The organism is Mechercharimyces sp. CAU 1602 (genome assembly GCF_024753565.1).
GTDB lineage: Bacteria > Bacillota > Bacilli > Thermoactinomycetales > JANTPT01 > Mechercharimyces.
Map to the genome: position 1 here is coordinate 522,860 of NZ_JANTPT010000001.1, position 12,608 is coordinate 535,467.

Annotated in this window: 16 protein-coding genes and 1 riboswitch; of the genes, 14 read left to right on the forward strand and 2 right to left on the reverse strand. The window is 43.5% G+C overall.

The features are described 5' to 3' along the window. Positions 1-643 precede the first annotated feature (643 nt). The 10 genes from NXZ84_RS15180 (at position 644) to NXZ84_RS02800 (ending at position 7,466) form a co-directional block, all read left to right on the forward strand. On the forward strand, positions 644-859 hold the full coding sequence (locus NXZ84_RS15180) for a DUF5970 family protein (protein ID WP_396654024.1): 216 nt from the start codon (positions 644-646) through the stop codon (positions 857-859). Positions 860-1,028: 169 nt separating this feature from the next. Further along, a complete protein-coding gene (locus NXZ84_RS02760) occupies positions 1,029-1,346 on the forward strand; it encodes an efflux RND transporter periplasmic adaptor subunit (RefSeq protein WP_258838760.1) in 318 nt (105 codons plus the stop codon). Positions 1,347-1,349: 3 nt separating this feature from the next. Next, positions 1,350-2,027, forward strand: coding sequence for an efflux RND transporter periplasmic adaptor subunit (locus tag NXZ84_RS02765; protein WP_258838761.1), 678 nt, complete (start codon positions 1,350-1,352; stop codon positions 2,025-2,027). Between the two features lie 242 nt (positions 2,028-2,269). Further along, positions 2,270-3,346 (forward strand): M42 family metallopeptidase, encoded by a 1,077-nt coding sequence (locus tag NXZ84_RS02770; protein ID WP_258838762.1) that lies wholly within the window; start codon positions 2,270-2,272, stop codon positions 3,344-3,346. A gap of 183 nt (positions 3,347-3,529) precedes the next feature. Further along, complete coding sequence (locus NXZ84_RS02775; RefSeq protein ID WP_258838763.1) at positions 3,530-4,150, forward strand: DedA family protein; 621 nt, start codon at positions 3,530-3,532, stop codon at positions 4,148-4,150. Between the two features lie 60 nt (positions 4,151-4,210). Beyond that, positions 4,211-4,513, forward strand: a complete 303-nt coding sequence (locus NXZ84_RS02780; protein WP_258838764.1) for a 2Fe-2S iron-sulfur cluster-binding protein — start codon at positions 4,211-4,213, stop codon at positions 4,511-4,513. 52 nt (positions 4,514-4,565) lie between these two features. Next, positions 4,566-4,662: riboswitch (TPP riboswitch) on the forward strand. Between the two features lie 78 nt (positions 4,663-4,740). Continuing rightward, positions 4,741-5,361 (forward strand): thiamine phosphate synthase, encoded by a 621-nt coding sequence (locus tag NXZ84_RS02785; protein WP_258838765.1) that lies wholly within the window; start codon positions 4,741-4,743, stop codon positions 5,359-5,361. After that, complete coding sequence (thiO, locus tag NXZ84_RS02790) at positions 5,358-6,509, forward strand: glycine oxidase ThiO (RefSeq protein WP_258838766.1); 1,152 nt, start codon at positions 5,358-5,360, stop codon at positions 6,507-6,509. Before NXZ84_RS02785 ends, thiO begins: the two co-directional genes overlap by 4 nt. Beyond that, positions 6,496-6,702: a sulfur carrier protein ThiS gene (gene thiS, locus NXZ84_RS02795; protein ID WP_258838767.1), complete on the forward strand. Its 207-nt coding sequence runs from the start codon at positions 6,496-6,498 to the stop codon at positions 6,700-6,702. Before thiO ends, thiS begins: the two co-directional genes overlap by 14 nt. Before the next feature lie 2 nt (positions 6,703-6,704). Beyond that, complete coding sequence (locus NXZ84_RS02800) at positions 6,705-7,466, forward strand: thiazole synthase (protein ID WP_258838768.1); 762 nt, start codon at positions 6,705-6,707, stop codon at positions 7,464-7,466. 75 nt (positions 7,467-7,541) lie between these two features. Here the strand turns inward: NXZ84_RS02800 and ftsW are convergent, their stop codons facing one another. Then, positions 7,542-8,690: a putative lipid II flippase FtsW gene (ftsW, locus tag NXZ84_RS02805; protein WP_258838769.1), complete on the reverse strand. Its 1,149-nt coding sequence runs from the start codon at positions 8,688-8,690 to the stop codon at positions 7,542-7,544. A 316-nt stretch (positions 8,691-9,006) separates the two neighbouring features. On the opposite strand from ftsW, the gene NXZ84_RS02810 reads away from it, so the two are divergent. Together NXZ84_RS02810 and NXZ84_RS02815 are read left to right on the forward strand one after the other, a co-directional pair. After that, entirely contained in the window at positions 9,007-9,288 is a 282-nt protein-coding gene (locus NXZ84_RS02810; protein ID WP_258838770.1) for a hypothetical protein, read from the forward strand. Positions 9,289-9,371: 83 nt separating this feature from the next. Continuing rightward, entirely contained in the window at positions 9,372-9,587 is a 216-nt protein-coding gene (locus NXZ84_RS02815; RefSeq protein WP_258838771.1) for a DUF1540 domain-containing protein, read from the forward strand. A 60-nt stretch (positions 9,588-9,647) separates the two neighbouring features. On the opposite strand, the gene NXZ84_RS02820 is transcribed toward NXZ84_RS02815, so the two are convergent. Beyond that, positions 9,648-10,859, reverse strand: a complete 1,212-nt coding sequence (locus NXZ84_RS02820; protein WP_258838772.1) for a cation:proton antiporter — start codon at positions 10,857-10,859, stop codon at positions 9,648-9,650. A gap of 387 nt (positions 10,860-11,246) precedes the next feature. Here NXZ84_RS02820 and NXZ84_RS02825 point away from each other — a divergent pair, with 387 nt between their 5' ends. Both NXZ84_RS02825 and NXZ84_RS02830 read left to right on the forward strand, forming a co-directional pair. Then, positions 11,247-11,948 (forward strand): zinc metallopeptidase, encoded by a 702-nt coding sequence (locus NXZ84_RS02825; RefSeq protein ID WP_258838773.1) that lies wholly within the window; start codon positions 11,247-11,249, stop codon positions 11,946-11,948. A gap of 110 nt (positions 11,949-12,058) precedes the next feature. After that, a complete protein-coding gene (locus NXZ84_RS02830; RefSeq protein ID WP_258838774.1) occupies positions 12,059-12,601 on the forward strand; it encodes a YhcN/YlaJ family sporulation lipoprotein in 543 nt (180 codons plus the stop codon). Positions 12,602-12,608 lie beyond the last annotated feature (7 nt).

A 12,608-nucleotide genomic window follows, 5' to 3' on the forward strand; every position in this document is an offset into this window, starting at 1 on the left:
GAGACATCGTTTTCAATTGCTCGCGATTACATCGGATCCATTCGATCGAAGGAGTGATCTAATAGAATCGATTCAGTCAGGCAATCCGATAAAAAAAGCGATTTCTTCATCTGAAGATTTCCCTCTGTTTTCCGATTCAATTTCTTCAATTCCTAAAGTGTGATGAAATGTTAGTCAATATAAAAACTCATCAATGAGCTCCTCATCAGTTAGCCGGTTTAGTTCTTTCAGGATCAAAAGGCTGCCATGGTTTGGACAAGAACATTCGGTCTACTGTATGTTTTACTGTATAGAACAGCAAAACGCTCTTCCTGGATGGCGATAAACACATAAACACCGTATTAAAAAGGAGACTGCTCAACTATTTTCCAACCGCTGTTTTCATGGTTTCGGAGTAGGAAAGGGTAGGGATCAAATAGATTATAAATATATCTATTTATTTTATATAATTATAAATTAATATAAATATATCCTGCATACCCTTGAATAATGTCTAACAAAAGTATTTTTTGTCGAAATCATTGAAATAATAAATTCGTTTGTATTATGGTTGTATTAATCTTTTTTTAGTCCTTATAGCCGCAATGATTGAGGCCGAAATAACTCCTATATTTAAATATTTATAATGAAAGGAATGATTAAAATGGAAAGAATATATTACCTTGGTATACCATTAATCTTATTACTCGGCTTATGGATAAGTTCATTTGTTTCATTTCTTGTCCCTTTATTAACATTTGGTTTTACATCTTTATATCTTCTATTTCATCCCATATGGAAAAGAGATAAGTGGATTAAAATATTTCTTATAACAATTTTTGTGATTAATCTGTTTGCAACTATTATATTAGCTATCTAATGACCTAAGTGAAAATTTTGTCTGTGTGGGGGAAGGAAGCCATGAAAAATAAAAACATTTGGATTTGGGCTGTTATTGTTCTCGTAATGATTATGTCGATAGTATTTACAGTTTTAAGTCATGGAGAAAAAATATAAAGGTGAGGACTACCGGTCTAAAGGCAAAGAAAATGAAGGATACTATTATTACCCCTGGTAAACTTACCTCGAATGAACAACAGACTGTTTATTTGCAATCAGAGCTCGGGGGTATAGAAAAAATAAATGTACGAGTAGGGGATAAGGTGGAAGAAGGAACTACACTTGTACAATATGAGAATTCAGCACTTATCGGAGAACAACATCAGGCGAAGTTAAGCCTAGACCGTTCAAAAATTCAGTTTTCTATCTTACACGAACAATTAGAAGAGGTCAAAAAACAATCAAAGGAAGGTATGGAACAATCGGGAGAGCTTAAAGGACAATCTGGAGAAGTGACAGCTACTTGACCAATGGGGAAAAGTGAGATCCAAATTCAGCATGAGATACAATTAGCAGAGTTGGAAATGAAGAAAGCCGAGGAACAATTGCAGCAGGTGAAAAATCAGCAAACAAAACTAACAGTGAAGAGTAAGCATTCGGGCACGGTGGTATCAGTTTCTTCAATAGAAGATGCAACCGATGGGGGCGAACCGCTTGTGGTTATTGCAAATATGGGGAATCTCAAGGTAGAAGCCAAAATATCGGAGTTGGATGTAGTTGAAGTGAAGAAAGCACAGCATGTCACAGTACAATCTGATGTGTTTCCTGGTGAAGAATGGATAGGGAAAGTGACAGCGATTGGATTTACTCCGGAAAAGAAAGTAGCGGATACTGGAGACAGCCAGATTGAGTACCCAGTGGAAATTAAATTGGAAGAGAGTATACCAGCGAAACTCGGTTCAAGCCTTATTGTAGAGATCCAAACCAGAGAAGCAGAAGTGGATAGTCTGCCGGAATCAGCTATCCTCGATAGGGAGGGTCAGTTTGTTGTTTTTGTGCAAGAGAAGAAAGCTGTGCAAAAGAAAGTTAAGACGGGCTTGTCCCACGGAGGAAAGGTGGAGATTGTAAGCGGATTGAGTGTGGATGATATTGTGATTGAAGATCCACCAGAAGTCTTGGAGACAGGAACGGAAGTGACTGTTCCATAATTGTGTTGTCTGATGTCCATAAGAGTTACCATTCAGGTAAGCTAGACATTCTGGTTTTTCCTGCTATTAACTTGAGGAATTCATTAAATAATAAAAGGGTATGAGTAAGGAGTATTTACTAGGTGTTTGATTAAAAGTCCTAAGTCCCTATCTCTAAGATTAAATCCAAGGCGTATGCTCGTGATAAGCATGACTGAGTTTCTTCTTCGCTGGATAATCTAACGATGAAAGGAGATGAAGAGATGGACTTTTTACTTAAGGAACTGACGGAGGCGAAAGGTGTCCCTGGTTATGAGGAAGAAGTGCGTCGTATTGTGCAGCGGGAACTAGGTAATATGGATGCGGAAGTTGTTACGGATCACATGGGTAGTATTTTTGGTAAGAAAATAGGAGCTGAAGAAGGGCCAACGATCTGTATTGCAGGTCACTTAGATGAGGTAGGTTTTATGGTATCGGAAATTAGCCGTAGTGGTCACCTTCGCTTTGTTCCGCTCGGGGGATGGTGGAGTCAAGTTCTGCTCTCACAACGGGTTACTATTATGACTGAGAACAAGAATTATACAGGTGTGGTTGGCTCTAAACCCCCTCATATTTTAACGCCAGAAGAACGGAATAAGGTATATCCCCTCAAAGAAATGTATATTGATGTGGGGGCCAAAAGCAAAGAGCAGGTAGAAGAATGGGGTATTCATATTGGTGATCCCATCGTTCCTATCTGTCCATTTGAAATATTAGCCGATGAAGATACCTTGCTCGGTAAAGCATTTGATAATAGGGCAGGCTGTTACTTAGCGCTGGAATCTCTGAAAGAGTTACGTGCTCACTCTCATCCCAATGTAGTCTACTCCGGTGCGACGGTGCAGGAAGAAGTGGGTCTGCGTGGTGCAACAACAGCTCCGTATGCAGTCGATCCAGACGTTGCTATTATTTTAGATGTGGGAGTAGCAGAGGATGGACCAGGCACTGAAGGGAGTGACAAGTTGCGTCTAGGAAATGGCCCGCTCGTTACCTTTTTAGATGCGACGATGATTCCAAACACTCGTTTTCGTAACTTTGTGATTGAGACTGCCAGTAAACACGAAATTCCATATCAAGTGGAGACGATGACGGGCGGAGGCACGGATGCTGGTCGTATACACATGTACAAACGTGGGGTACCCTCCATTGTCCTCGGAGTGGCAGCTCGTTATATTCACAGTCATGTATCAATGGTGAGTAAAAAAGATTTAGAGTGGGCGAAGCGGCTTGTAGTAGAGCTGATTAAAGGGCTAGACCAGCGCAAAGTAGATGAATTTACGCAATTTGCGGGGAGGAAGTAATTAGCTCACTTATTTTGTTCGTGACGAATGCTTCTTAAGTGAAAGGAGTTTTCGTCTTTTTCTCGTAACCCGATCTTCAAAAAAGCAGATGTTCACCTTCAAGACACGGCATTTTTCCTTTTCGACTACGGAAAAGTATGATATTCTGGGGATAATGGTATGTAGAAAAAACGGGGTTGGGTTATGGAACAATCATGGATCGATTTTCTCCTTAATTATGGATATATAGGGATATATGTTTTTTTGGTTTTGGGAATTGTCGGATTGCCCTTACCAGATGAGATTATGATGACTTTCGTTGGATACCTGTCATCTGAGGGTCAATTAATCGTCTATTATACTTATTTAAGTGCAGTAAGCGGTTCGATATCTGGTATTTCGATTAGCTATTTTTTAGGTAATAAACTAGGGTACCCCTTCGTCAAAAAGCATGGGAGTAAATTTATGCTGACGAGACGACGGTTTCGCGTCACCCAACTCTTGTTTCGAAAGTATGGGAACTGGGTTCTTTTTTTTGGTTATTTTATCCCGGGTGTTCGTCATTTGACGGCATATGTCGCCGGTATCTCTAATATGCCTTTCCGGCGTTTTGGTCTCTATGCTTATAGCGGAGCAGTAACCTGGTGTCTCACTTTTATTGGCTTAGGTTTTATACTGGGAGAGCAGTGGGAAAGAGTGTTTGCTCTTTTTGAACATTACGGTAGCTGGCTACTAATTTTGTCTTTTATTTTCGCACCGCTGGCGATTTATTTATGGTTTCGTACACAAAACACAAGTCAGCTGCGGCGTATATTTCGTAAGTAGGTAGCCCATCGGAATAAGGTGGTGCATGAATGCTACACACAAGCATGAGGAGGGAAGAGAGTGTCGCAAGTAACGGTAAAGTGTAAGGGAGAAGAGTATCAGGTGTCGGTTGACGAAGGAGCGCCGTTATTGGTGGAGGCGATTATGCAGTCGGTACCTATTCCCTACAACTGCACATCAGCACGATGTGGAACCTGTAAAGTGAAAATAGTTGCAGGTAGGGAAAATGTGAATGAAGTAGGGGAGAATGAAGAGCTGAGACTAGGTGAAGATGCGGTGGAAGACGGGTATCGCCTAGCTTGTCAGCTGGATGTATATGGTCCTCTTACGATAGAAGTACCTCCTAACCGATTTGGTTGGTAATTGACGGATGAAAAGCAAGCTTGCTACAATGAGGAAGAAGATAATTTTATAGTGTTCCCACAAGGGGTGCGTAAGCTGAGAGAGGATAACCTCAACCCTTCGAACTTGACCTGGATGATACCAGCGTAAGGATGTGGAGTTAATTTAACCACTGATTTTAATGCAAACGGTATCTATTTGGGTGCCGTTTTTTGTGTTGCAAAAAGCAATAGGCGAGGGGTGAAAAGATGCGGATTGATCTTATTATTACGGATCGCTGTATACAGGAGGGGAGGCTCCCGCCTTTAGAGGCTGTGGCTCCTTACGTAGATCGCCTTCAACTGAGATTGAAGCACCAGACAGCCCTGCTCACCTTTCAACTGGGAGCTCGCCTGCTTGAAACAGGGTGGAAGCAAGAACAGCTCTTGATAAATGATCGCATTGACATTGCACGGGCGCTTGGGTGCGGAGTGCACCTTCCAGAACGTGGGATGTCACCTCCACTTGTTCGTCGCCACTCTCCTTATGTGCGGGAGTTGGGGGTCTCTGTTCACTCACTTGCATCCGCCCACGAAGCTCAAAGGCTAGGAGCTGACTATGTAACATTTGGTCATGTATATGCTACTCCATCCAAACCGGGGTTACCAGCGCGTGGAGTAGATATGCTTCGTCAACTTGTTACTGTTTTATCCATCCCAGTGCTCGCTATCGGGGGTGTCTCCATTACTAATCTTGCGGAGGTAGCGGCAGCGGGGGCATCAGGAGTAGCAGTGATTTCAGCCATTCTTCAGCAGCCTGATATAGAAGAAGCAGCACACCGCTTATGGATAGTGGGAAAGAGCTTACGAGGGGAGGGGATGTCGATTTGAAACATGAAGTGATCGTTGTAGGGGGTGGGATTATTGGCTGTACCATCGCCTACTTTCTCGCACAAGCGGGAGCAGAGGTAGCCGTTATGGAACGGGATCACGTTGGAGCCCATGCGTCGAGTGCAGCCGCAGGTATGTTGGGGGCGCAGGTGGAAATGTCTTTTCCAGGGCCGATGGTAGATCTGTGTCTTGCTAGCAGAAGGATGTTTCCCGAGCTCCAACATGAGCTGTGGGAGCAGACAGGGGTAGATGTAGAGTTAAATCGGGCAGGGATGCTTCGATTAGCATGGGATGAGGAAGAGAAAAAGAGGTTACAAGAGCGCGGTCAGTGGCAGCAAAGACAAGGTGAGTGTGCGCACTGGTGTGAAGGAGATGCGCTGTGGCGGGATGAACCGGAGTTATCGCGCGCAGTGAAGGGAGCTTTATCGCTCCCCCTTGATGTGCAACTACATGCACCTCGCTGGCTAAAAGCGATGGAACTAAGAGCGAGGCAATTGGGGGTTCAGTTTTACTCGGGGATGGAGGTACAAGCGCTATTGATGCGAAAGGGTAGCGTTAGCGGGGTGGAAACAGCGCTAGGTTCATTTGAAGCTAATCAAGTTGTCCTGGCAGCAGGGGCCTGGAGTGCAGCCTTAGCCCGTACAGCAGGGGTTAAGGTACCGATTGTTCCAGTTAAAGGAGAATCGCTTGCCCTACAAGTACCTGTACCGCTATTTAATAAGACTTATTTTTCCAAAGGGTGTTACCTGGTACCTAAAGCGGAGCAACAAGTAATCGTAGGCGCTACAGAAATTCATCATACTTTTACACGGGGTGTGTCTGCAGAGGCGATACAGTTATTGTTATCAGAAGCGATTCGACTCGTTCCGGCATTGAAAGAAAGTACCTTTTTGCGGAGTTGGTCTAGTATTCGACCTGGCTCTTCAGATCGGATGCCATTTTTGGGACCTGTAACCGAGGTTGGCAATCTCTATTTGGCATGTGGTCATTTTCGTAATGGCATCTTACTTAGTCCCATTACAGGCAAGTGGATAGCGGAGGCGATGATGGGGAAGAAGAACCCTGTGCTATCATCGTTTTCTCTGGATCGACTCGGGGTTGATACAGGAGCTGACAGAAGAGAGGTGGTGAAATATGATAGCAATTAAACTGAATGGAAAAAAGGTGGAGATTCCCAAAGAGGTAGTTACAGTAACCTGCTTACTCGACCATCTCTCACTATCTGAACGCATGGTAATTGTGGAGCACAACCGCATCGTATTAGCAGGAGAACATCATGATAATGCTCAAGTACGAGCAGGGGATGAAATCGAAATTGTTCATTTTGTAGGAGGAGGATAATTATGCTAATAATTGGGAATCATCAATTTTCATCACGTCTCTTTTTGGGAACTGGGAAATTTCACTCTTTAGAAGAGCAAAAAGAGGCAGTGGAAGCATCTGCGACCGAAGTGCTTACTTTTGCTGTTCGACGCTTAGATTTGAGTAATCCGGATCAACCGAACCTGTTAGAACAGTTGGATTTAAAGCGATTTACTCTTCTTCCTAATACTGCAGGGGCTGCAACAGTAGAAGAGGCGGTTCGGATTGCGCGACTTGCACGTGCATCAGGACTATGCGATATGATCAAAGTGGAAGTGATTGCAGATCAGAAAACCCTTCTTCCTGACCCACTCGCTACTTTGGAAGCGACGAAACAATTGGTGGAAGAAGGATTTACGGTTTTACCTTATACTTCAGATGATCCCATCTTGGCGCGCCATTTAGTAGAAGCGGGGGCGCATGCGATTATGCCCGGAGCAGCACCTATAGGATCGGGACAGGGGATATTAAACCCTTTCTATTTCTCACTCTTACGAGATGCGGTGGATATACCTGTTATTGTAGATGCTGGCATTGGTTCGCCAGCAGACGTGGCTCAGGCGATGGAGTTGGGGGCGGATGGTGTGCTCCTTAATACTGCTGTTTCGGGTGCGAAAGATCCCGTTAAGATGGCCACTGCGATGAGGCTGGCTACAGAAGCAGGGCGTCTTGGGTTTGAGGCGGGACGGATTTCGAAGAAAACGTATGCGATTGCAAGTAGTCCGACCGAAGGGCTGTTATAAGAATACTGATGGTGAGAACGAGTGAGGACGTCTACATATAGTAGACGTCCTCACTGGTAACAAGAGTATGGTTAATTAGAACCCCTCCATGGATACTTTGCTCTTAGAAGATTGACGGGACCGAATGGAATGAGCCTGATTATAACGAGACAAGTTAAGTAACACTCCAGAAGCTGTCAAATAAGTAATTAAGGATGTCCCCCCATAGCTGATAAAAGGGAGCGTCACTCCAGTGACGGGGAGAATAGCTGTAGCTACTCCAAGGTTTAGTACTGCTTGCAAAGAGATAAGAGAAACAATTCCAATACCGAGTAGACTACCAAAGGTATCCGGTGTGCGTAGCGCGATTCGCATCCCTAGCACTGTGTAGACGATGAAGAGTAGTACCAAAAAAGTAGCTCCCAGGAACCCCAATTCTTCAGCGACGATAGCAAAGATAAAGTCCGTATGTGCCTCGGGTAAGTAAGCCATTTTTTGGATGCTGTTTCCCAATCCACTTCCAGATAAGCCGCCAGGAGCGATTGCATAGAGTGATTGAATCGTTTGCCATCCATTACCTGTGGGGTCTACCCAGGGGTCATATAAGGCGGAAAGCCGATCTACACGATAGTCAGCGTCTATCATAACTTTAATGATTATGGGAATACCGATAGTACTTAACAAGAGTAGATGTTTGATTCGTGCTCCAGCACAAAAGATGATGATCATACACGAGCTAAGCAGAAGTAAGGCTGTACTAAAGTCAGGTTCAATTACAATCAGGAAACAAAAAAGAAAAATAATGATTAAAGGAGGAAGCAGCCCTTTACGAAAATCATGCAGTTGCTGTTGTTTTTTGCTCATAATATAGGCTGTATAAAAGATAGCCCCCAATTTAGCAAGCTCAGACGGTTGAAAGCTAAAAGAGCCGATCTCGATCCAGCGTGTGGCGTTGTTAATAGTGCTACCGATCCCAGGTAGAAAAACTAGCGGTAAAAGGGCTAAGCTCCCCAATAGAATCCAGCCAATGAATCGAGAGTACAAAGTATATGGAATGTTTCCGATGGTGAAGAATAAAAACAGACCAATGCCTGCGGCGATTAATTGTTGGCGGAAGAAAAAGTAGCTGTTGCCGTAGTCTGTAATGCCTTTATAATAGCTGGCGCTAAAGACCATCACGAGTCCGAACCCGACTAGCATAAAGACGATTAATATAAACCAGAAGCTAGGTTTGCCACGTACCATTGTTGATCCCCTCATTCTATGTATATACGTTTTGATCAATCCCATGTGGGACTTCTTTTTTTCCGCGCTTGTGAATGTAAATCAAGTGTTAAATATGTTAGCATGTAGAGAAATGGATGGATAAGATCGGTTTTCTCGTCCTTATTCTTGCCATCTGCAGCAGGAGTTACACCTTACAGTCTACCTTCGTATCTGTATCTTTTCGAGATGGAATCGTTCTTCTCCTCTCAATCTTCTAGTGATGATACCGAGAATGGACGAACTTGTCAAAGGGTGTTGAAAAATCGACGTGATTAAATATAGGGAGGTATAGCAAGTGAAAGTAACGAGCATTGATATGCGTATTGAAGAGGACGATTTTGATTTGTATGAACAAGAGTTAACTCGTTGTGGTTGGGAAAAGGTGAAAAATCAGCCTATCTTCCGAAAGATATATGGAGATACGGAAGTGGAAGTAAAAGAAACCATCCCACGTTTTAGTGGAGATGTTTATTTTACGGTATCCGCTCGTAATAAACGGGGAATAGATCCACGTGAACTCCATCGCATTTTGGATGAATTAAATCAGGCCGATATTACGATAGACCAGGAAGATTAATTAAAAAATAGGTGCTTTGCATTAAAAAAGGAGAAATAAATTCTTTGCCTTTTGTCAACACTGTTAGGCAGGAGGTGAAGATAATGCCCCAAGTCAAATGTAGTGTGGCCAATTGCCATTATTGGGAGCAAGGCAACAATTGTAGTGCTGATGCGATTATGGTGGATGTGGATAGTCATGATGGAAAGAATTACAACGAAGAAATTGGTGGCGAAATGATTGACACCCGTCATCAGGACTATAATGCAAGTAAACCAGCGGATACATGTTGTCACACCTTCAAGAAGAAAGGCGCATAAAAGGTGTGCCTACAGAAAAACCCCCACCTTGTGGGGGTTTTTTTGCTGAGGGAGAATAACTTATGATCGCTTGCTAAAACTCATCTTGAGGGCAGGGGGTGTAACCAGTGTGGTTACCAATACAATGATCACCATAGCGGTAAAAAGTCCCTCATCGATTAAGTGCTTGTTAAGACCAATCGAGGCAACAATTAAACCTACTTCTCCGCGAGCAATCATACCAGCCCCGATCCCAGAGGAGCTGCGCCAGCTAAAACCAGCTAACTTGGCACCAATAATTCCACCGAGCCACTTGGTAATGATGGCAATTACAGTGAGTACGGCGATCAGTATCAAGATATCCTGGTTAAGACCTGCTAAGTTTGCCATTACGCCAATGCTGACAAAGAAAATCGGTACAAAGAATGAGAAAGAGATTGTTTCGATTTTATGGAACAACTCGTGTTGATACTTCGTCATGCTCAACATTAAACCGGCGAAGTAGGCACCGATAATGCCTGCAAGCCCCATTTGTTCGGCAAAAAAGGCAAATCCAAGTGCTGTCATAATCCCAAATGTGAGGATCACTTCTTGTGTCATCAAACCAGACACGTAATCGAAGATGCGCGGAAGAACATAACGACCAAACACGATCGTAATAACAAAGAATAACAAGATGCGTACAAGTAGCCAGATGAGCGCCAGCACGCTGAAACCGGAACCACTACTACTAGCAAAGCCTAGTACGACGGAGAGGGTGATAAGGCCTAGGACATCGTCGAGAACGGCGGCACCTAGGATGGTTACCCCTTCTTTAGATTGTAGTTCTCCCAGTTCGCGTAATGTTTGTACGGAAATACTTACACTGGTGGCAACAAGCAGGGTACCGATAAAGATGGATGTCATTGGATCAAACCCAAACATAATCCCAGCGGCATATCCCCCAACTAGAGGTAAGACGACACCCCCTACTGCGGTTAGAGAGGAGCCGAGGGCAGTCTTTCTAAATTCATCCACATCTGTCTCCAACCCTGCTAAAAACATGAGCAAGATGACACCAACTTCAGCTAGGCTGGAAAGAGTGCTATGCTCCCCGATCTGTATTTCAATCCATCCAAGAAGAGCCGGTCCAAGGATGATCCCTACAAGTAGTTCGCCAAAAACGGCAGGTTGTCCTAACTTCTTACTCAAATGTCCTGCAATTTTAACGGCCAGCAGGATTACGAAAAACTCAAGGAGAAAGAAGTATGGATCTTCTTTTAAATGCTCTATAAAGATATTATAAGCTTCCATCGAGAACCTCCTATGTATCGATTGTCTTCCTTCCATTTTAGCAGATTGGAGGGGGTCAATTCTAGGGTAAGTCAAGAGTGGCACAAAGCGTTTACATTAGTAAGGGTTTCAGGTACTCTAAGCGTATAGTTTTTACAAAGGGAGGCGGTTATACATGGGCAAATCAAATGTAGGGTTATGGATTATTTTATTTTTGTTTCTCGTATTGGTTGGTGGCATGGTGATTCAGTTCACAATGGGATCATAAGAGAAGCAATATAGGTAAATATTTCATTTTTGAGACGGCATAGGTTCTCGTAGGTAATTCCACTAATATGGTATAATGGTGTTAGGAAAGTTAAAGGGAATGATTATGATTGAGGAGAGGATCAGTTGTGAGCACGGGTGATGGATATGTCCTATAGTGCGATTGCGTTTCTCTTGTTTTTCTTATCTATTGGAGCCTTTATTTTAGTGCTGTGGGCGCAATTTAAAGTGAAGAGAAGCTTTAAGAAGTGGGCAAAAGTGTCTGCGTCGAGCGGGATGACCGGACATGATGTTGCGCGTAAGATTTTAGATGATAATGGTTTGCGTGATGTACCTGTAGAAATGACACGTGGGAAGTTAACTGATCATTATGATCCGTTATCCCGGGTAGTGCGTCTGTCTGAGCAGGTGTATGCAGGTGATTCGATCGCATCGATCTCTGTTGCTGCACATGAATGTGGACACGCACTTCAACATAAAGAGGCGTACGGAGCCTTAGTGTTACGCCATCGCATGTTCCCAGTGGTTAATTTTAGTTCCAATGTGGCCCCCTTTCTGTTAATCGCAGGGCTGTTGTTTAAAATGATGAATCTATTTTTTGTTGGGATTATTTTCTTTGCGGCATCGGTAGCCTTTCAGTTGGTTACATTACCTGTCGAGTTTAATGCCAGTTCAAGGGCAAAGACGATTATGGTGGAGAGAGGCTTCATTCGCAATGTGGAAGAACGTGGTGTAAGTAAAGTGTTAAACGCAGCTGCACTTACCTATGTGGCGTCAGCTTTGTACGCCATTCTGGAATTGCTCCGCTTTGTCTTTTTGTTTTTAGCCTCTAACGAAGATTAAATAAGCTTCTCTAAAAAACTGGACCCTTACCACGGGCTCCAGTTTTTTTCTGCATAGTAACCTCGGTATGCGACAAACTAGGAGTAATCTTTTCGCAAGGAGGCGAAGTGATGCAGGGAGCAGTGAAAAAGTGGATGGCGGGAGCACTGGCAGCAACGGTTGTGTTAGGAGCAGCTGGTTGCGGGAATAGTACAGATACAGAAGAAGAAACTGGGTATAACCAGAATACAACACCAGTACGATACAATACGGAGCGTGGAGCGGCGGAAAACATGAACCGACTGCGTGAAGATCGTAACATGCGTGTAGGAGAACGTACGGGTGAAAACTTTCGGATTGCTGAAAATATGGCAGATGTGGTATCAAAGATGAATGAAGTAAATTCTTGTACAGTGATGCGGACAGATCGAACGGCATATGTGGCTGTTATGACAGATGGAAACAAAGCCGAAGTGACGAAGAAACTAAAAGATGATATTTCTGCTAAAGTGAAAGCGGTAGATCCCAATATCAAAGAGGTGTACGTATCAGCAAACCCTGATTTTATGGAACATATGGGGAGATACGCGGATGATGTGCGTGCCGGTAAACCTGTTGAAGGTATGAGGGATAACTTTATGGATATGATTAAGCGTACTTTTCCTAACATGTAGTAGGACT